We start from the raw sequence: 19170 nt of genomic DNA, 5'->3' as shown, positions 1-19170 counted from the left end.
CCCGGAGCTCCGCTCGATTGGCTGATCATGGCGAACGACTTCGCGTTCCGCATCTCGACGACGCGCTTCGACGAGGACTACACCCCCTCTGACTCGTCGCGCATCACCACGAACTTCGCCAACCTCGCCCGCGGCGAGCGCCGCCGGGAGAATCTCCGCGGCGCGCTCGCGATGATCGACGCCCGCCTCAACGACCTCGCTCGCACCGGCAACCCGGACGGTGACCCGTACACCGCCGAGCTCGACATCGTCTCGGCCAACCTGCGGTTCGACACCGACACCGAGGATGCTGCAGCGGATGCTTCGGACGACAGCGAGTTTCCGCTCCTCGAGGTGCTGGACATCCACATCCTCGACCGGCAGACCGGCGAGCGCCACCACGGCATCGTCGGCAACAACTTCTCGTCGTACCTGCGGGACTACGACTTCAGCATCCTGTTGCCGTCCGCGCAGCATACTCCGGGCGAGTTCACGGTGCCGGATGGGTTCGGCGACCTCCACGGGAAGCTCTTCCAGCACTTCCTCGAGTCCGATGCCTACCGCGAGCGGTTCCCCCAGTCGCCCGTCGTGTGCATCAGCGTGTCGACGAGCCGGACCTACCGGCGCAACGGCAATCGGCATCCGGTCCTCGGCGTCGAGTACGAGCAGGACTCGTTCTCGCTGACGGACGAGTACTTCGCGAAGATGGGGCTGCAGGTGCGGTACTTCATGCCGCGCGGAAGCGTCGCGCCGCTGGCGTTCTACCACCGCGGCGACCTGCTCGCCGACTACACCGATCTGCAGCTGATCGGCACGATCAGCACGATGGAGACGTTCCAGAAGATCTACCGGCCCGAGATCTACAACGCGACCGAGCCCGCCGGCGAGGTCTACCGGCCCACCCTCGAGAGTGACGACTTCGTGCGGACGGACATCACCTACGACCGGGTCGAGCGCAGCCAGCTCGCCACAACGCAGGGCAGGTACGCCGAGGAGCACTTCGTGACCCCCCACCGGCAGGTGCTCAGCCGCTGGGCGGCCCGCTACGCCGCCTCGACCGCGCCGACCCGCTGAACCGAAGGACGATCCGTGTCGCACTCCCTCCTTCCCACCTCGACCGTCGGCAGCCTGCCCAAGCCGTCCTGGCTCGCCAAACCCGAAGTTCTGTGGTCGCCGTGGGAGCTGACCGGCGATGTGCTCGTCGAGGGAAAGCGCGATGCTCTCCGCGCTGCGGTTCATGAGCAGGAGCGCCGCGGGCTCGACATCATCAGCGACGGGGAGCAGACGCGCCAGCACTTCGTCACGACCTTCATCGAGCACCTCGACGGGGTCGACTTCGAACGGCGCGAGACCGTCCGCATCCGCGACCGCTACGACGCGAGCGTGCCGACGGTGGTCGGTGCCGTCAGTCGCCGGCGGCCGGTCTTCGTCGATAACGCGGCCTTCCTCCGGCAGCAGACCGACCGCCCCATCAAGTGGGCGCTCCCGGGCCCGATGACCATGATCGACACCCTGGCCGATCGTCACTACCGCAGCCGCGAGAAGCTCGCGTGGGAGTTCGCGACGATCCTCAACCAGGAGGCCCGAGAGCTCGAGGCCGCCGGCGTCGACATCATCCAGTTCGACGAGCCCGCGTTCAACGTGTTCTTCGAGGAGATGAAGGACTGGGGTATCGCCGCGCTCGAGCGTGCGGCCGAGGGCCTGCGCGCCGAGACGGTGGTGCACATCTGCTACGGCTACGGCATCGCGGCGAACAACGAGTGGAAGGCGACGCTCGGCCCGGAGTGGCGGCAGTACGAGGAGTCGTTCCCGCTTCTCCAGCGCTCGAGCATCGACGTCATCTCGCTCGAGAGCCACCACTCGCACGTTCCGGTGGAGCTGATCGAACTCATCCGAGGCAAGAATGTGATGCTCGGCGCCATCGACGTCGCCAGCCACGAGGTCGAGACGCCGCACGAGGTCGCCGAGACCCTCCGTCGCGCCCTCGAGTTCGTCGACGCCGACAAGCTGATCCCGAGCACCAACTGCGGCATGGCACCGCTGCCCCGCGCCGTGGCGAACGACAAGATCAGCGCTCTGGTGGCCGGGGCCGCCATCGTCCGAGCCGAGGTCTCCGAGCCGAGCGCGCTCGCCGTGCGCTGATCGGGGTTATCCCCGGCCCGCCGCCCCCTTTCGGACCGCGCATCGAGCGCACACTGGCGGCGGAAGGACGGTGATCCCGTGCTCACGATCCCCGAGGCGCTCGCCGCACAAGCCGAGAACGGCCGACACAAGGCGGACGGGCTGCGCTCGCCCGCTCGCTTCACGGTGTCGGGCATGCTCGCCGGCGCTTACATCGGCGTCGGGGTCGTGCTCATGGTCACGGCAGCCGGGCCCCTCTTCGCGGCGGGCTCGGGCTGGGGCAAGCTCGTGTCGGGACTGGTGTTCGGGGTCGCCCTGACGATCGTCGTCATCGCGGGCGGCGAGCTCGTGACCTCCTCGATGATGACGGTCCCCCAGGCGGCGCTCATGAGGGCCGTGTCGGCGGGGCGCGCCGCCGCGGCGGTCCTGTGGACGTTCGGCGCCAACCTCGTCGGATCGGTCGTGTTCGGAGCGCTGATCGTCGCGTCGGGGGTGCTGCACAGCAACGCCGCGGCCGGCACGATGATCTCCGACATGCTCGCCGCGAAGGCACACGAGTCGCCGATCGAGCTGTTCGTCCGCGGCATCCTGTGCAACGTCCTCGTCTGCGTCGCGATCTGGATGACGGTGCGGCTGCGCAGCGAGACCGCCCGCATCCTGGTCGTGTTCGCCGCGATCCTCGCGTTCATCACCTCCGGCTTCGAGCACGTCGTGGCGAACATGACCACGTTCACGATCGGTCTGCTCTCCGGCGACCCGTCGGCGACCGTGGGCGGCTTCGCCCTCAACCTGCTGCTCGTCGGCGCCGGGAACCTCGTCGGCGGCGGGCTCGTCGTCGGCGCCGGGTACTGGTTCGTCGGCGGCTCCCCGCGACTCGCTGACGCGTCAGCGAACGTCCCGAACTCCGGACTCAGGAGCTCCATCGCGCGATAGGTGGGCCCGAGCGGCCATGCGCGCCGCGACCGCCCCATCGTCTCGGCGAATTCGGGGGTTATCCGGACGGATTCGCTTATCGCTGACGCCTAGACTGAACCCGTCCGCGGGAGTGGTGGAATTGGCAGACACGCAGGATTTAGGTTCCTGTGCCTCACGGCGTGTGGGTTCAAGTCCCACCTTCCGCACGGATCGGGCGTTCGCCCGCCCTCGCGTCATCCTCTCCCGACGGGAAACTCGTGCATCAGATCGCCCTCATCCCCTGGCTCGACCCCGCCACCATCATCAGCGCGGCGGGTCCGTGGGCTCTGCTCGTGGTGTGCTTCATCATCTTCGCCGAGACGGGACTGCTCGTCGGCTTCCTGCTCCCCGGCGACACGCTGCTGATCATGGCCGGCCTGCTGTCGAACCCGGCCACGCACGCACCCCACGGAGTCTTCGGGATCAACGTCTGGATCGTCGGTCTCCTGATCGGATTCTCGGCCTTCCTCGGCGGTGAGGTGGGCTACGTGATCGGTCGCAAGGGCGGTCCCGCCGTCTTCGAGCGCAAGGAATCGGGCCTGTTCAGTCGCCGCAACGTCGAGCGCACGAACGCGTTCTTCGAGCGATACGGCGGCGTCACCGTCATCCTCGCCCGCTTCGTGCCCATCGTCCGCACGTTCGCGCCCGTCGCCGCCGGTGTCGGCAAGATGCCGTGGCATCGGTACTCGCTCTACAACCTCATCGGGGCCGTCATCTGGGGCTTCGGCCTGACCGTAATCGGCTATCTCGTGAGCCTCATTCCCGGCGTCGGCGAGTTCGTCGCGAAGTACATCGACGTCATCCTGCTCGCGGCCGTCGTCGGCACCGTCTTCTTCATCGTGTGGCACTACTTCGCCGAGAAGCGCAAGGCGAAGAAGGAGATGGCCGCGGGGCCCGACGAATACACCGACGCCGACGAGGCGCGCGAGCTCGTGCTCGACCCCGAGGTCTTCCGCGAGCACGGCCACGGCGGCCCGCATGCGCACCGCCCCGACGCATCCACGACCGACACCGACCGGCGCACCGACCCGCGGAGCTGATCAGGAGGCTTTCGCGCTCTTCTTCGCCGGAGCCTTCTTCTCGGCCGTCTTCTTGGCGGGAGCCTTCTTCGCGGGCGCCTTCTGGTCCGTCTCCTTCTTCGCCGTGCTCTTCGCCGTGCTCTTCTTCGTGTCCGTCTTCGTGCCGGAGCGCCCCGCGTCGCCGTCGTCCGACGTCTTCGACCCGCCGCCCCGGGCGGCGCGACTGCGCTCGACACTCGCCCGCAGCGCCTCCATCAGATCGATGACCTCGCCGCCCTCCTTCTCAGCCTTCTCACCGAAGGTCTCCGAGGTGTCGAGGGCGTCGCCCTTCTCCAGCTTCGCGTCGATGAGCGTCCGCAACTCCTCCTGGTACTCGTCCGTGAATGCCTCGGGATCGAAGTCGCTCGAGAAGCTTTCAACGAGGGATGCCGACATCTCGAGCTCCTTCGCCGAGATGCGCACCGACTCGTCGAGGGCGGGGAACGCCGCCTCCCGAACTTCGTCGGCCCACAGCAGCGTCTGCAGCACGAGCACATCACCCCGCACGCGCAGCGCGGCGAGCCGCGTCTTCTGCCGCAGGGAGAACCGCACGATCGCGGTCCGGTCGGTCTGCTCGAGCGTCTTGCGGAGCAGGACGTACGACTTCGGCGAGGAGGAGTCGGGCTCGAGGTAATACGCCTTGTCGAGCGTGAGCAGGTCGATCTGATCGCTCGGCACGAACTCGACGACGTCGATCTCGCGGCTCCGCTCGGAGGGCAACGACGCCAGGTCCTCCTTCGTCAGGACCACGGTCTGCTCGCCGTCGTCGTAGGCGCGATCGATGTCGGCATAGGGCACGACTTCGCCGTCGATCTCGCAGATGCGCTGGTAGCGGATACGCCCGCCATCGGCGTTGTGCACCTGGTGCAGCGGCACGTCGTGGTCCTCGGTCGCCGAGTAGACCTTCACCGGCACGTTGACGAGCCCGAAGGTGAGGGCGCCTTTCCAGATCGATCTCATGCACGAAGTACACACCGCAACCCCTCACCGACGCCAGCGGGTGGCGCAATAGCCTGTCGGCATGGCAGGAGAGCAGACGGTCCAGGTCGACGGCCGCCGGCTGCGCCTGTCGAACCTCGACAAGGTGCTGTATCCGAGAACGGGCACCACGAAGGGCGAGGTGATCGACTACTTCTCGCGCATCGCGCCGCTGATGCTGCCGCATCTCGACCGGCGCCCGGTGACACGCAAACGCTGGCCCGAGGGCGTCGAGCAGCCGGACTTCTTCGCCAAGGCCCTCGAGCCCGGGGCCCCGTCATGGCTCCCCCGCCTTCCGATCGACCACTCCAGCGGGTCGAAGGACTACCCTTTCGTCGAAGAGGTCGCCTCGCTCGTTTACCTCGCACAGGTGGCGAGCCTCGAGCTGCACGTCCCGCAGTGGCGCTTCACCGACGCCGGCGAACGCGGCGCCCCCGACCGGCTCGTCCTCGACCTCGATCCCGGTCCCGGCGTCGGCCTGGCCGAGTGCGCCGAGGTGGCGCGGTGGGTACGCAGCATCCTGTCGGACATGGGCATGGAGCTGTTCCCCGTCACGAGCGGCAGCAAGGGCATCCATCTGTACGCTCCGCTCGCCGGCGCGCAGACGAGCGACCAGGCCTCCGCGTTCGCCAAGGAGCTCGCCCGGGCGCTCGAGGCCGACCACCCCGACCTCGTCATCAGCCAGATGACCCGCAGCGCCCGGGCGGGCAAGATCTTCCTCGACTGGAGCCAGAACAACGGCTCGAAGACCACCATCGCTCCCTACTCGCTGCGTGGCCGCGACGAGCCGACAGTGGCCGCGCCACGGACGTGGGACGAGCTGGACGACCCCGACCTGCGCCATCTGCGCTTCGACGAGATGCTCGAGCGCGCCCGTGACCTCGGCGACCTGCTGGCGCCCCTCGCGCCCCGGCGGACGGCACCGCTCGCGCCGTACCTCGCCAAGCGCTCCGCGGACCGGACTCCCGAGCCGATGCCCGAGGCGGTGTCGGTGGGTGCGTCGGGGGTTCCGGGTACCGGCTCCGCCGGCAAACCCCGGTTCGTCGTCCAGGAACATCATGCGCGCCGCCTCCACTACGACCTGCGACTGGAGCGGGATGGCGTGCTCGTCAGCTGGGCCGTGCCGCGCGGCATCCCCGAGATACCGGACCGCAACCATCTCGCCGTGATGACCGAGCCGCACCCGATGGAGTACCTGACTTTCCACGGCGAGATCCCGGCCGGCGAATACGGCGCGGGAACGATGACCATCTGGGACACCGGTCTCTACGACCTCGAGAAGTGGCGCGACGACGAGATCATCTTCACGCTTCGAAGCACGAACGGCGGAGGGGGCGCCGATGCGCGCCTCGTACTCATCCGCACCGCCGGGTCGGGTGAGAAGTCGCAGTGGTTGCTGCACCGGATGAAAACCGACGTCGCGGATGCGGCAGGCGCGGCGAGCCCCGGTTCTCCAGCATCCGAGACAGCGGCGTCGTCGCTGGGCGCGGCGGGTCCGGTGCCGCCCATGCTGGCCGTCTCCTCGTCGACCGGGCCTGCCCGCGCGGCCGCGGAACGGTGGGGTCCCTGGGTCGAGTTCAAGTGGGACGGAGTCCGGGCGATCGCCTTCTGGGACGGCAAGCGGATGCGGTTGTACGCGCGAAGCGGTACCGACATCACCGCACGCTACCCCGAGCTCACCGACGCAGATGCCGATCTCGGCCTGGGCGACATGGCCCTCGTCCTCGACGGTGAGATCGTCGCGCTCGACGAGGGGGGCCGGCCGAGCTTCCCGCTCCTGCAGAACCGGATGCACCTCACCAAGGCCCGCGAGATCGCCCGAGAACGGGCTCGGACTCCGGCCGACTTCTTCGTCTTCGACCTGCTGCGGCACGGCGACCGTGATGTCACTGATCTCCCGCTGCGGGAACGTCGTCGCCTGCTCGAGTCCGCGTCGGCGCGAGCACGGCCTCCGCTGGCCGTGCCGCCGGTGACGGATGACCTCGACGCTGCGCTCACCGTGGCCCGCCAGCTCGATCTCGAGGGCGCGGTCGTCAAAGACCCGTCGTCCCGCTATCGCATCGGCGTCCGTTCCGATGAGTGGCGCAAGGTCAAGCTGACGCGAACGCAGGACGTCGTCGTCGGTGCCATCCGGCCGGGCAAGGGCGCCCGACGGGGCGGCATCGGGTCGCTGCTGCTGGGCATCCCCGACGACGACGGGGCGCTCCGGTACGCCGGCCGCGTGGGGTCAGGGTTCTCGGATGCCGAGCTGACACGGCTCACCGCGGCCCTCGACCCGCTCCGCACCGATCGGAATCCGTTCGTGGGTGTCCCAGCGGCCGACGCATCCGATGCGCTGTGGGTGCGACCCGAGCTCGTCGGCGAGGTCGAATTCGCCGAGTTCACCCCCGGCGGCATCCTGCGCCATGCCCGGTGGCGCGGCCTGCGGCCGGATCGAGCGCCCGGCGACGTCCGCCGCGACGACGGCTAGGCTCGCCCGTCGGCATAGCCCCGGCCGTCGGCCGCTGGTGCGCGCGTGGCCCGCGGGATCAGAGCGAGCGCAGCAACTCGGTGAGCGCTACGAAGGCTCGCGCCCGGTGCGACGCGGCGTTCTTCTCCGCGGCGGACCACTCCGCGACGGTGCGAGCGGGCCCGGACTGCCCGTCCGGAACGAAAACGGGGTCGTATCCGAAACCGCCCTCGCCAGCCGCCTCGGTCGCCAGCCGGCCCGGCCAGACGCCTTCGACGACGTGCTCGGTGTCACCGTCGACGAGGGCGATGACCGACACGAACTGTGCGGTGCGGCGCGGGTCGGCGATATCCGAGAGCTGATCGAGCAGCAGAGCCGTGTTGGCGGCGGCATCCTTCTTGTGGCCGGCCCAGTAGGCCGAGAAGGCACCCGGGGCTCCCCCGAGGGCGTCGACGCAGATCCCCGAGTCGTCGGCGAGCGCCGGCAGTCCCGTGTGCGCTGCTGCGGCCCGGGCCTTGATCAGCGCGTTCTCGGTGAAGGTGACGCCGTCCTCGACCGGTTCCGGCCCGTCGTACCCGATGACCTCAAGGTCGGGGCGGACCGCCGCGACGATCGCGTGGAACTCCTCGACCTTGTGGGGGTTGTGGGTGGCCAGGACGATGCGGCCGGTCATGCCAGCGTCGCCGCCTGGATGTCGCGCAGCTGCGCGCATCCGTTGACACCGAGCTCGAGCAGCGCGTCGAGCTCGCGCTTGTCGAAGGGCGCGCCTTCGGCGGTGCCCTGCACCTCGACGAAGAGCCCGCGGCCGGTGACGACCACATTCATGTCGGTCTCGGCCCGTACGTCCTCGACGTAGGCGAGGTCGAGCATCGGCGTTCCGTCGATGATCCCGACCGACACCGCCGACACCGAGTCGACCAGCGGTGCGGAGCGCTGTGCGATGAACTTCTGCGAGCGTCCCCACTCGATCGCGTCGGCCAGGGCCACGTAGGCTCCGGTGATCGCGGCGGTGCGGGTGCCGCCGTCGGCCTGCAGCACGTCGCAGTCGATGACGATCGTGTTCTCGCCCAGCGCCTTGGTGTCGACGACGGCGCGCAGGGCACGACCGATGAGACGTGAGATCTCGTGCGTCCGGCCGCCCACCTTGCCCTTGATCGACTCACGGTCGTTCCGGCTGTTCGTCGCGCGCGGCAGCATGGCGTACTCGGCCGTGACCCAGCCCTTGCCCTTGCCCGTCAGCCAGCGCGGGACGCCGTTGGTGAACGACGCCGTGCAGAGAACCTTCGTGCCGCCGAAGCTCACAAGAGCCGATCCTTCGGCATGGGCGCTCCAGCCGCGCTCGATCGTCACGGTGCGGAGCTGGTCGGCGGTGCGCCCGTCGGCGCGCAGGGAATCGGTCATGAGAGGTCTCCGATCGGACGGCGGATGAGGGTCAGGATGCGGGTGGGGCGAGCTTGGGCAGCACGATCGCTCCGGTCTGGACCATGCGGACCGACGGCACGCCACGACCCATGAGCCGGTCGGCCAGGTTCAGGAAGTCGTCGCCGGAGTCGCCCGTGGCCTCGTAGACGTGACGGGGAACCGCGTCGTCGTTCGCGAGCAGGCCGCGGGAGACGAGCTGGCGGTAGACGTCCTTCGCCGTCTCGGAGTCGCTCGACACGAGCGCGACGTCGGGGCCCATGACGTAGCTGATCGCGCCTTCGAGGAAGGGATAGTGGGTGCAGCCCAGGACGAGCGTGTCGACCCCGGCGTCCCGGAGCGGCGCCAGGTAGTCCTCGGCCACGGCGAGCACTTCGGGAGACTGCGTGATGCCCGCCTCGACGAACTCGACGAACCGCGGGCAGGATGCCGCGAACACCTCGAGGCGCTCGTTGACCTCGAGCATGTCCTGATACGCGCGAGATGCGATCGTGCCGATCGTGCCGATGACGCCGATGCGGCCGTTCCGGGTGGTGGAGATCGCCGCGCGCACGGCAGGGTTGATGACCTCGACGACCGGAACGTCGTAGCGCTCCCGCGCGTCGCGCAACAGGGCCGATGAGGCGGTGTTGCACGCGATCACGAGCATCTTCACGCCCTCGTCGACCAGAGTGTCGAGGACCTCGAGCCCGTAGCGCCGGACGTCGGCGATGGGCTTCGGGCCGTAGGGCGAATGAGCCGTGTCGCCGATATAGAGCAACGACTCTCGCGGCAGCAGCTGCGAGATCGCCCGCGCCACCGTGAGCCCGCCCACGCCCGAGTCGAAGATTCCGATGGGCGCGTCATTCACGATCATCGAGCCTACCTGGCGTCGCGCCATGCCATCCCGAGGCGCTGCGGCGGGATGCGGCGTCGCTACAGTGGCACACATGGCCTCCAGCGCTCTGCTCACCGACCGGTACGAGATCACGATGCTGCAGGCTGCGCTGCGCGACGGCACCGCCGATCGGCACTGCGTGTTCGAGGTCTTCGCGCGTCGGCTCCCGGGCGGGCGGCGGTTCGGCGTCGTCGCGGGCACCGGGCGATTGCTCGAGGAGGTCGAGAACTTCCGCTTCGGCGACGAGGAGCTGGAGTTCCTGCGTGAGCACGGGGCGCTCGACGAGCAGACTCTCGCGTGGCTCGCCGACTACCGTTTCACGGGCACGATCACCGGATACCGCGAGGGCGAGCTCTACTTCCCCGGCTCGCCGGTCCTGACCGTCGAGGGCACCTTCGCCGAGGCGGTCGTGCTCGAGACCCTCGTGCTCAGCATCCTGAACTACGACTCCGCCGTCGCCACGGCGGCGGCGCGTATGGCAATCGCCGCCGGTGACCGCCCGCTCGCCGAGATGGGCTCGCGTCGTGCGCACGAGCGCAGCGCGGTGGCAGCGGCCCGGGCCGCTCACATCGCGGGCTTCGGCGCGACCAGCAACCTCGAGGCGGGTCGCACGTGGGGCATCCCGACCATGGGCACCGCCGCACACGCCTGGACGCTGCTCCACGACACCGAGGAGGCGGCGTTCCGCAGCCAGATCGACGCTCTCGGCGTCGACACCACGCTGCTGATCGACACCTACGACATCACCGAGGGCGTCGCGACGGCGATCCGAGTGGCCGGGACCGGCCTCGGCGGCGTTCGGATCGACTCGGGCGATCTCCCGACCGTCGCAGCCGACGTCCGCGCGCAGCTCGATGCACTCGGCGCGCCCGACACACGCATCACGGTCACAAGCGATCTCGACGAGTACGCGATCGCGGCCCTGGCGGCATCCCCCGTCGACGCATACGGCGTGGGGACGTCACTCGTCACCGGCTCGGGCACCCCTACAGCGGGCATGGTGTACAAGCTCGTCGCGCGGCAGAACGACGACGGATCGTGGCTCTCTGTCGCGAAGGCGTCAGCGGACAAGGCCTCCCACGGCGGTCGCAAGACGGCGTTCCGTGCGCTCGACGGCGGTACGGCCAAAGAGGAGGTCGTCGTCGTCTCCGACGGCTTCGAGCCGCTCGACACCCCTGCCGAGCACCCCGACGCGCGCGCACTGCAGACGACGCTCTTCTCGGATGGGCGTGCTGTGACCGAATGGATCGGGGCCGCGGGGGTTCGCGCCGCCCGCGCCCACCACGCCAGCGTGATCGAGGAGATGCCGGTGCGCGCTCTGGCGCTCAGCCGATCCGAGCCCGCGATCCCCACGGTTTACCGCGACGCCGATTGAGGTCGCCGCGTCGACTGGGGCCACAACGCCGAAAACGCACCCTCTCGCTCAGAGCGCACCTTCGCCGGTGCGTCCTCGACGGGACGGTGCGTTTTCGCGATGTCGGTGGCGCGTCAGCGCGTCATCGACTCGTAGATCTCCTTGCATGTCGGGCAGACGGGGAACTTCTCCGGATCACGACCCGGCGTCCACTTCTTGCCGCACAATGCGCGCACCGGCTTGCCGGTGATCGCCGACTCGAGGATCTTGTCCTTCTTGACGTAGTGCGAGAACCGCTCATGGTCGCCCGGCTCGATCGTCTCCTCGCGGATCAGCTCTTCGAGCTCGCGGTCGAGGGTCGCGAGACCGCCCTGGTCGGGAGAATCGAGAGGAGTGCTCATGCGGGAATTCTATCGGCGAACGATCAGGTCGTCTCGGCGAATGCCATCAGCCGGTCCCCGCGGCGGTCGAACAGCAGACCCCCGATGAGGATGCCGACTGCGAGCACAGGCAGCCCGACCCCGAGTCCGGTTCCGAGAGCCCACCACTGCGCGTGCGCCTCCCCCTGCAGGAACTGCCAGGACCACCACAACGCCGGCGATGCGGCGAGAAGCGCGCCGAGCAGCACCGCGCCCTGAGCGACCCCGCCGCCCGTGCGCTGGGGCTGCTGGAACGGACTGTCTCCGTGCCGGGCGACGGCGTAGGGAGCGAGGACGGACGACACCGACGAGAGGCCGAGGCCACCGAAGAGCAGCGCGGAGCACACCCCGACCATCACCGGCAGAACGTTCCAGTCACCGTGGATGCCGATTCCCACCGGGATCGCGATTGCGAGCAGCGGCAGTGCGACCAGGAGCAGCGGCACGAGTCGCCCGACGCGGTCAGACGCACCGCGCACAGCGCTCGAGATGTGCAGCCACACCGCCGAACCGTCGTACGCGAGGTCATTGTGGACGACCCAACCGAGCAGGAGCGCGATGAGCGGAGCGGGGATCAGCGCCGCGATCTCGTGCGGCACGCCGACGATGATGAGAGGCACGACCGCGACGACGGCCGCGACCGGGATGATCGCGATGTCGACGAGGTACCGCGGATCACGCAGCCAATACACGAGAGAGCGCGCCGCCACCGCGCCTCCGGGCGTGCCCGGGGTGACGGTGAACCAGCCGAGTCCGCGGCGCTCACGGACGGATACGGGTCGCTCGGTGTGGGTGAGCATCCGTCGCACGATCAGGATCCACGCTGCGGTCAGCGCCGCGACAGACAGGACCGCGACGATGACGACGGCCGGACGCGGATCGAGGGGCAGGACCCACGCCGCCCCGACAGGGGTGACCGCGAGGGTCCTCACCGCAGCGAGTAGGGGGCCCGGAACGCCGTCGTCCCAGTTCAGCGATGCGAGGAAGACCGCGACCGGGATCGCGACCACCGCGATGCCGAGCAGCAGCAGCGTCGTCAGCTCGCGCGACCGGCGGTCGGCGAGCACGAGAGCGGCGACCCCGAGGGCTACTCGCGCGAGCAGGAGCTGGGTGACGACGATCAGCGCGGCGCCGAAACCCGCGGCCACCGGGTCGACGCGATGGGCGACCCAGGTCAGGGCGACGACCACCGCGACCACGATCACCGCCGCCGAAGGCAGACTCAGCGGACTGGCCGCGGCGGTCGCGGCCGCGACGAGCCGCCAGTCACGGCCGGTCACGATGAAGGCGCGCGGATCGAGAGGGTCGCGAACGGGAGTGACCAACGGCACCACCGCGAAGCAGGCCGACACGGCCGCCCCACCGACCGCGAGCACCACCAGTGCGCTCGCGAGGGGCGCGTCTTGCAGGCGCAGGAGCGCGAGGACGATCGCACCGACCAGCACGACGGCCGCGGCCAGCGCTGTCAGAGCGCGGGCACGGTGGAATCGCAGCGCCCCGACCAGGACGTCGAACCTCAGTCGGAGAACGTGTGCAACCATTCGAGGCCCTCCACCGCGCTGGTCCCGCCGGCAAGTTCGAGGAACCGCTGTTCCAGCGTGCGCCCGTCCCGCACCTCGTCGACCGTCCCGGCTGCCAGGATGCGGCCGCCGACGAGAACGGCGACGCCGGAGCAGGCGCGCTGGACGAGTTCCATGCCGTGACTCGACAGGATGACGGTGCCGCCGTGGGCGACGTACTTCTGCAGGATGTCGAGGATGGCGGCGCTCGATACGGGGTCCACCGACTCGAAGGGCTCGTCGAGCACGAGAAGGCGCGGCGCGTGGATCATGGCACCCGCGAGCATGACCTTCTTCGTCATGCCGGCCGAGTAATCCGAGACGCTGCGTCCGAGCGCGTCGGTCAGATCGAAGGCCGCAGCGAGGTCGTTGATGCGATTCTCGACGACCGCGGGCTTCAGTCCCCGCAGGACGCCGTAGTAGTACAGGAGCTGGCGGCCGGACAGCCGGTCGAAGGTCCGCAGGCGGTCGGGCAGGACGCCCATCTGCCGCTTCGCCCTGGCCGGGTCTCGACGGATGTCGATGCCCGCGATCTCGACAGCCCCTTCGTCGGGACGGAGGAGCCCGGCGATCATTGACAGCGTGGTCGTCTTGCCGGCACCGTTCGGACCCACCAGCCCGTAGAACGACCCCGCGGGGATCTCGAGGTCGATGCGGTCGACTGCACGCGCCTCGCCGTAGGCCTTGGTGACGCCGCTCAGACGCAGCGCCGGGGGCGCGGCTTCCATCTCCACATCAGCCACAGCATCGGCCGCCGGCGCGGTGACGACGGGCTCGAGCTCCGCCTCCGGCTCCGGCTCAGGTTCCGGCACCGGCTCGGGCTCAGGTTCCGGTTCCGGTTCCGGCTGCGGTTCTGGCTCCGGCTCAGGCTCGGGCTGCGCCTCCGGCAGGGGCTCCGGCAGGGGCTCCGGTTCCGGCTCCGGCTCCGGCTCCGGCAGGGGCTCGGGCTCAGGTTCCGGCAGAGGCTCCGGCTCCGGCTCCGGCTCCGGCTCAGGCTCGGTCGCCGGGCCGCTCCCCGGTTCAGCCGCGTCCGTCGCCGCCTCGTCGCGCGGCTCAGCGGGCGCGGATGCTGCGTCGTCCAGGATCGCATCGCTCGATGCCATGCCATCCGACTCCGCGTTCTCACGCGCGGCGTCCTCCGCCGGCGCCACGAACGCGGCCGCAGCGACGGCTGCGGGAATCTCAGGCTTGGGCGGCGTCGTACCCGCCGCGGTCGGAGCGCTCGCGGAGCGCGGCTTCCGCGGGGATTTCTTCGCCGCGGAAGCCCCCGACGCGCGCGGCTTGCGCGGCTTCGCCGTCTTGGCAGGGGACTTCTTGCGGTCCGTCGACGCTTCTGCGGACGAGGCGGCGGCCGACGTCGCGGTGACGGCGAGTCCGGCCGCAGCGACCTCTGCGGGGATGTCCGGCAGAGGCGGCACAGAGGCATCGACAGGCGACTCGACACGCTTCTCGATCTGGGGGGCGGAGGTGTCGTCTGTCACCCCCCAAACCTATCAAGCGGGTGGTCCGCGCCACGGCTCGTCGTCATCAGCAAACACCGAGAATCGCGCTACCAGGAAGGTCACGAAAGCGCAACGGCTCCGAGTGTTCCGGCGAGCTCCCAGAAGCGGTCGCTACCATGAAAAAAGCTCTGCCGGGGTTTCACCTCGGTGAATACTGATCTAACTCGTAACTTCAGGAGATGCTCGTGGGCCTTCAGATCGTGATCCTCGCCGCAGGGATGGGTTCCCGTCTGGGCCGTTCCCTCCCCAAGCCGCTGACCGAGCTGAACGACGGCCGGAGCATCATGCAGCAGCAGCATGACAACATTCGCGCCGCTTTCGGCGACGACGCGCGCATCACGACCGTCGTCGGCTACCGCGCCGAGACGATCGTCGACGCATTCCCGGATGTCGACTACGTGTACAACGCCCGCTACGACGAGACGAACACCTCGCAGAGCCTGCTGCGCGCACTCAAGGCCTCGGGCCGCGGTGGCGTGCTCTGGATGAACGGCGACGTCGTGTTCGACCCCCGCGTGCTCGGACGCGCCGTCTCGCTCATCGAGCGGGATCAGTCGTTCGTCACGGTCAACACCGCGAAGGTGAGCGACGAAGAGGTCAAGTACACCGTCAGCGGCGAGGGCTTCATCAAGGAGCTCTCCAAGACCGTCCGGGGCGGCATCGGCGAAGCGGTCGGCATCAACTACATCTCCGGGCGCGACAAGAAGGCTCTCATCGCCCAGCTCGGTCGTGTCGACGACCAGGACTACTTCGAGCGCGGACTCGAGCTCGCGATCGCCGAGAACGGCCTGCTGCTCGAGCCGATGGACATCTCCGACCTCTATGCCGTCGAGGTCGACTTCGCCGAAGATCTCGAACGCGCGAACCTCTACGTCTGACCCCGCCGCGCCCGCGGCGCGAGAGGATGGGTGTCATGGCCCGAAAGGTGCATCGCATCGACTCTCTCCCTGACGACGCCCCGCGCCGCGACGCGGGCGACCCTGAGGGAGCGCAGCATCCGCTGACCGTCCGCACCCTCGATCGGCTCCTCGCGGTGCAGCGCCCGGTCGTCCTGGCACATCTGCGCGGCATCCGGCAGCGGCACCCCGGTGCCACGACCGCCCAGGTCGTGCAGATGCTCGAACGTCGATACCTCACGGCGGTCACCACGGGCGGCGCGGCGGTCGGTGCCACGGCGGTGATCCCCGGGATCGGCACGGCCACGACGCTCGCCCTCAGCGGCGTCGAAACGGCGGGATTCCTCGAAGCGACGGCTCTGTTCGCGCAATCTCTCGCAGAACTGCACGGCATCCCGGTCGACAACCCCGATCGCGCTCGAGCCCTGGTCCTCGCGCTCATGCTGGGCCGCGAGGGCGCGGATCTGGTCGGTCAGTTCGCACGGCAGGCCAGCGGCAAGGGCGCACCGCGCAGCTCCTACTGGGGCGAGCTCGTGACGTCATCCCTCCCCCGTACGGCCGTCGGTCCTGTCCTCGACCGGTTGAAGCACGCATTTCTGCGCCGCTTCGCCGCGGCGGGAGGCGCGTCGGTCGTCGGCAAGGCGCTTCCGTTCGGCATCGGAGCAGCGATCGGCGGCACGGGCAACCACATCCTCGGGCGCCGCGTCATCTCGGGCGCACACCGGGCCTTCGGCGTTGTCCCGAGCGTGTTCCCGGCGACGCTGGATCCCGGAGACGAAAATCAACCGAACGGACGAGGTCCGGCGCTCGTAGCGCGTCGGATCAGCGGCGCGTTCGCCGAGGGCGGCCGTCAGATCGGCTCGCTCGCCTCTCGACCGTTCCGGCGTGTCGAGCGTCGCAGCGCTCGAGAAAACGATGCGAACGACGCTTCCGTCGATCGGAGAGAATCATGATCGCTTTCGTCGTGACGGTCCTCCTCGTGGGCGCCGTCTTCAACATCGTCACGTGGCCGACCTTCCTGCGACGTGTCGCACGTGACCCGCGCGCGCGGGGTGCCGACGGGCGGCGTACCCGGTTCTTCACCGTGCATCTGGTGCTCGTCGTGATCGCCATCGCGCTCGCGGTACTCTTCCTCGCCGGCGCGGCGATGATCGGGTTCGCCGGGGTCTGAGCCGGCACTGGCCCCGGTCAGGCGTCGTCGAACTCCGCCTCGTCGCGTTCGTCGGCGACCGTGACCGTGCGTGCGTCCCACTCCGTCCATCGCTGCATGAGCAGTTCGATCGCGGCGTGGAAGCGCGCTGTCGCGGCCCCCGGCGATGTGTCGCCGAAGTAGTGACGCGACCACCCGCGCAGGTGCCCGGACGCGTCGGGGTCGTCGGCGATGCGGTCTGCCATCTCGACGATCGATGCTGCCGACGCCGCGTCGAGCCAGGCGGCATCCGCGAGGTAGCCGCCCGTATCGACGAGCGCTGCCGGATCCGCCGGCCGGGTGACGAGCAGCGGCTTCGCGACCGCCAGCCGGTCGTAGATCATCGCGGAGATGTCGACGACGGCGAGATCGGCGGCGGCGAGCTGCCACCCCAGCTCGGGACCATCGTCGTACACGTGATGAGCGAGCGGGTCAGCGCTGTTGGCGGCGGCGATAGCCGCGACGATGCGGCGATGCGCGTCACCGTACGCCGCGTCGACGACCCCGGACCTCGGATGCGGGCGATAGATCAGCCGGTGCTGCGGCGACGCGAGGACCGCGGCCGCCAGAGCCTCGCCGTGCGAGGCGATCGAGCCGTAGTGCGCGGCGGGGCGGTCGCCTTCCCAGGTGGGCGCATAGAGGATGACGCGGCGGCCGTCCTCGGGGTACGGGAGCGATCCCGAGAAGTGGTCCGCCTGCGGCCGACCGATCGCGATCGTGCGCGCGTCGAGGTCGTAGTCCCAGAGAACGCGCCCGAGACGCTCTCGAGCGGCGTCACCGGCGATCAGGGCATAGTCGTATGCCTTGAACTGGTTCGTGGTCATGTACATCTTGTCGGACTCGCCGTGGTTGATGAACACGTGCCACCGGTGCCCGTAGCGGAACATCTGGAAGTTGCGGGTGTTCTGATTGACGTACAGGACGACCCGGATGTCCTGCGCGGCGACCACCGATTCGAGGGCCCGGACGGTCGGGGCGAACAGGACGGGCAGCGCGCCATCGGCGAGGATCGCCTGGGCGCCGGTGGCGCTGCGGCTGATGACGACGACCGGCCAGGTCTTCGCGAGGAGTTGGAGCGGCTTGTACCACTGCCGTATCTGGTACATGTTCACGTCACCGTCGGCGAAGTACACGGCGATGCGGAAGTGACCGGCGGGTGGCTGCGGCGCCCTGGAGAGGGAGCGTCGCACGTCGACGTACGCGGCCCGGTTCGAGACGGCACGCCGAACCAGTGCGACGGCTTTTCGGACGTCCGAGATGATTCCCACCCTTCCAGGGTACCGAGCGGGTCAGCCGGAGCTGGGACGCGTGACATGATCGACGGATGCATGACGACGCGCACGGATGGCGTCCGGCGCCCGTACCGGACCGAGGCGCGGGCGTGTCCTTCGTCATCCCCGTGCTCAATGAGCGCGACTACCTCGAACACGCCGTGCGCAGCGTGCTCGCCCAGGACCTCGACGCGCCGATCGAGGTGATCCTCGCGCTCGGCCCGTCCTCCGATGGAACGGACGCGGTCGCCCGCCGCCTCGCCGACGAGGAGCCGAGGATCCGCCTCGTCCGAAACCCCGCGGCTCACATCCCCGTCGGCTTGAACATCGCGATCCGGGCGGCTCGCTACCCGACGATCGTGCGGGTGGACGCGCATTCGGAGCTCGAGCCCGGGTACACTCGCGCCGCGCTCGACACGCTCGCTCGGGTGCAGGCGGCGAACGTCGGCGGTGTGATGCGCGCCGAGGGCCGAAGCGCTTTCCAGCGAGCGGTGGCCCGCGCCTACAACTCGCGCATCGGGCTCGGCGGCGGCGCATACCACGGCGGTACCACCGAAGGCCCCGCCGAATCCGCCTACCTCGGCGTGATGCGGCGCAGCGTCCTCGACGAGGTCGGATTGTTTGACGAAGGAATCCGCCGCGGCGAGGATTGGGAGCTCAACCTCCGCATCCGGCGAGCCGGGTACCGGGTGTGGTTCGACCCCGACCTGCACGTCACCTATTGGCCTCGCGACAGCTGGTCCCGCCTCGTACGGCAGTTCCGGGCGACCGGCTCATGGCGGGGGGAGCTCGTACGACGTTTCGGCAGACGGAACGGTCTGCGCTTCTTCGCTCCCCCGGCACTCGTCGTGGCGACCGCCGCATCGCTCGTCGTCGGCGCGGCCCAGCTCCTCGGAGCGGCGCCGGGGCGCGCCGGCATCCTGCTGTCGATCGTCCATGCGCCTGTCGCGGCCTACGCGGCCCTCATCGCCGTCGTCGCAGCTGGGCGCGGCGGCGGTCGCGGACTGCGAGACCGCCTCTGGACCCTCGCGGTCCTGCCCTCCATGCACCTGTCATGGGGCGTGGGCTTTCTGCAGGGCGCCGCGCGCGGGGCGCGGGGCACGGTCGACACGTCGCGCCTCGAGCGGAATACGCCGCTTCCCTAG

Annotated in this window: 18 protein-coding genes and 1 tRNA gene; 11 read left to right on the top strand and 8 right to left on the bottom strand. The window is 69.5% G+C overall.

The window, feature by feature from the left end:
* Positions 1 to 27 precede the first annotated feature (27 nt).
* The 5 genes from DO944_RS02515 to DO944_RS02495 all read left to right on the top strand — a co-directional run bounded on the left by DO944_RS02515 (position 28) and on the right by DO944_RS02495 (position 4094).
* Entirely contained in the window at positions 28 to 1053 is a 1026-nt protein-coding gene (locus DO944_RS02515; protein WP_112614348.1) for a putative oxygenase MesX, read from the top strand.
* Positions 1054 to 1068: 15 nt separating this feature from the next.
* Positions 1069 to 2121 carry a methionine synthase gene (locus tag DO944_RS02510; protein WP_112614346.1) on the top strand — a complete coding sequence of 351 codons (1053 nt, stop codon included), beginning with the start codon at positions 1069 to 1071 and terminating at the stop codon, positions 2119 to 2121.
* 78 nt (positions 2122 to 2199) lie between these two features.
* Positions 2200 to 3033 carry a formate/nitrite transporter family protein gene (locus tag DO944_RS02505; RefSeq protein ID WP_112614344.1) on the top strand — a complete coding sequence of 278 codons (834 nt, stop codon included), beginning with the start codon at positions 2200 to 2202 and terminating at the stop codon, positions 3031 to 3033.
* Positions 3034 to 3139: 106 nt separating this feature from the next.
* A tRNA-Leu gene (locus tag DO944_RS02500) sits at positions 3140 to 3221 on the top strand.
* Positions 3222 to 3272: 51 nt separating this feature from the next.
* Positions 3273 to 4094 (top strand): DedA family protein, encoded by an 822-nt coding sequence (locus DO944_RS02495; RefSeq protein WP_112614342.1) that lies wholly within the window; start codon positions 3273 to 3275, stop codon positions 4092 to 4094.
* Here DO944_RS02495 and DO944_RS02490 read toward each other — a convergent pair whose 3' ends face one another.
* Positions 4095 to 5072: a Ku protein gene (locus DO944_RS02490; RefSeq protein WP_112614340.1), complete on the bottom strand. Its 978-nt coding sequence runs from the start codon at positions 5070 to 5072 to the stop codon at positions 4095 to 4097.
* A 61-nt stretch (positions 5073 to 5133) separates the two neighbouring features.
* Here DO944_RS02490 and DO944_RS02485 point away from each other — a divergent pair, with 61 nt between their 5' ends.
* Positions 5134 to 7560, top strand: a complete 2427-nt coding sequence (locus DO944_RS02485) for an ATP-dependent DNA ligase (RefSeq protein ID WP_112614338.1) — start codon at positions 5134 to 5136, stop codon at positions 7558 to 7560.
* Positions 7561 to 7618: 58 nt separating this feature from the next.
* Here DO944_RS02485 and rdgB read toward each other — a convergent pair whose 3' ends face one another.
* From rdgB to murI, 3 genes are read right to left on the bottom strand one after another with little or no spacing between them, the layout of a single operon-like run.
* On the bottom strand, positions 7619 to 8212 hold the full coding sequence (gene rdgB / locus DO944_RS02480; protein ID WP_112614336.1) for an RdgB/HAM1 family non-canonical purine NTP pyrophosphatase: 594 nt from the start codon (positions 8210 to 8212) through the stop codon (positions 7619 to 7621).
* On the bottom strand, positions 8209 to 8940 hold the full coding sequence (rph, locus tag DO944_RS02475) for a ribonuclease PH (protein WP_112614334.1): 732 nt from the start codon (positions 8938 to 8940) through the stop codon (positions 8209 to 8211). Before rph ends, rdgB begins: the two co-directional genes overlap by 4 nt.
* Before the next feature lie 31 nt (positions 8941 to 8971).
* On the bottom strand, positions 8972 to 9808 hold the full coding sequence (gene murI, locus DO944_RS02470; protein WP_112615103.1) for a glutamate racemase: 837 nt from the start codon (positions 9806 to 9808) through the stop codon (positions 8972 to 8974).
* A 79-nt stretch (positions 9809 to 9887) separates the two neighbouring features.
* Here murI and DO944_RS02465 point away from each other — a divergent pair, with 79 nt between their 5' ends.
* Positions 9888 to 11210 carry a nicotinate phosphoribosyltransferase gene (locus DO944_RS02465; protein ID WP_112614332.1) on the top strand — a complete coding sequence of 441 codons (1323 nt, stop codon included), beginning with the start codon at positions 9888 to 9890 and terminating at the stop codon, positions 11208 to 11210.
* A gap of 113 nt (positions 11211 to 11323) precedes the next feature.
* Here DO944_RS02465 and DO944_RS02460 read toward each other — a convergent pair whose 3' ends face one another.
* Genes DO944_RS02460 through DO944_RS02450 form a run of 3 tightly spaced genes read right to left on the bottom strand, consistent with a single transcriptional unit; the run spans position 11324 to position 14648 of the window.
* Positions 11324 to 11590: a DUF3039 domain-containing protein gene (locus tag DO944_RS02460; RefSeq protein ID WP_023951164.1), complete on the bottom strand. Its 267-nt coding sequence runs from the start codon at positions 11588 to 11590 to the stop codon at positions 11324 to 11326.
* A gap of 23 nt (positions 11591 to 11613) precedes the next feature.
* Positions 11614 to 13149, bottom strand: coding sequence for a hypothetical protein (locus DO944_RS02455; RefSeq protein WP_112614330.1), 1536 nt, complete (start codon positions 13147 to 13149; stop codon positions 11614 to 11616).
* Entirely contained in the window at positions 13125 to 14648 is a 1524-nt protein-coding gene (locus tag DO944_RS02450) for an ABC transporter ATP-binding protein (protein ID WP_309300089.1), read from the bottom strand. The genes DO944_RS02455 and DO944_RS02450 overlap by 25 nt, the downstream gene beginning before the upstream one ends.
* A 206-nt stretch (positions 14649 to 14854) precedes the next feature.
* On the opposite strand from DO944_RS02450, the gene DO944_RS02445 reads away from it, so the two are divergent.
* The 3 genes from DO944_RS02445 to DO944_RS02435 are packed head-to-tail and all read left to right on the top strand — an operon-like array spanning position 14855 to position 16736.
* Positions 14855 to 15547, top strand: coding sequence for an NTP transferase domain-containing protein (locus tag DO944_RS02445; RefSeq protein ID WP_112614328.1), 693 nt, complete (start codon positions 14855 to 14857; stop codon positions 15545 to 15547).
* 35 nt (positions 15548 to 15582) lie between these two features.
* The gene (locus tag DO944_RS02440) at positions 15583 to 16518 is read left to right on the top strand and encodes a hypothetical protein (RefSeq protein ID WP_258524536.1); all 936 of its coding nucleotides are present in this window, start codon (positions 15583 to 15585) and stop codon (positions 16516 to 16518) included.
* On the top strand, positions 16515 to 16736 hold the full coding sequence (locus tag DO944_RS02435; protein WP_112614326.1) for an SCO4848 family membrane protein: 222 nt from the start codon (positions 16515 to 16517) through the stop codon (positions 16734 to 16736). Before DO944_RS02440 ends, DO944_RS02435 begins: the two co-directional genes overlap by 4 nt.
* A 17-nt stretch (positions 16737 to 16753) precedes the next feature.
* Here the strand turns inward: DO944_RS02435 and DO944_RS02430 are convergent, their stop codons facing one another.
* On the bottom strand, positions 16754 to 18022 hold the full coding sequence (locus tag DO944_RS02430) for a CDP-glycerol glycerophosphotransferase family protein (RefSeq protein ID WP_112614324.1): 1269 nt from the start codon (positions 18020 to 18022) through the stop codon (positions 16754 to 16756).
* A 56-nt stretch (positions 18023 to 18078) separates the two neighbouring features.
* On the opposite strand from DO944_RS02430, the gene DO944_RS02425 reads away from it, so the two are divergent.
* Entirely contained in the window at positions 18079 to 19170 is a 1092-nt protein-coding gene (locus DO944_RS02425; RefSeq protein WP_112614322.1) for a glycosyltransferase family 2 protein, read from the top strand.

Origin of the sequence: Microbacterium sp. SMR1 (genome assembly GCF_003289625.1) — a bacterium.
GTDB lineage: Bacteria > Actinomycetota > Actinomycetes > Actinomycetales > Microbacteriaceae > Microbacterium > Microbacterium plantarum.
Note: the sequence above shows the minus strand (reverse complement) of the source record. Positions and strands in the feature narration are given on the sequence as shown.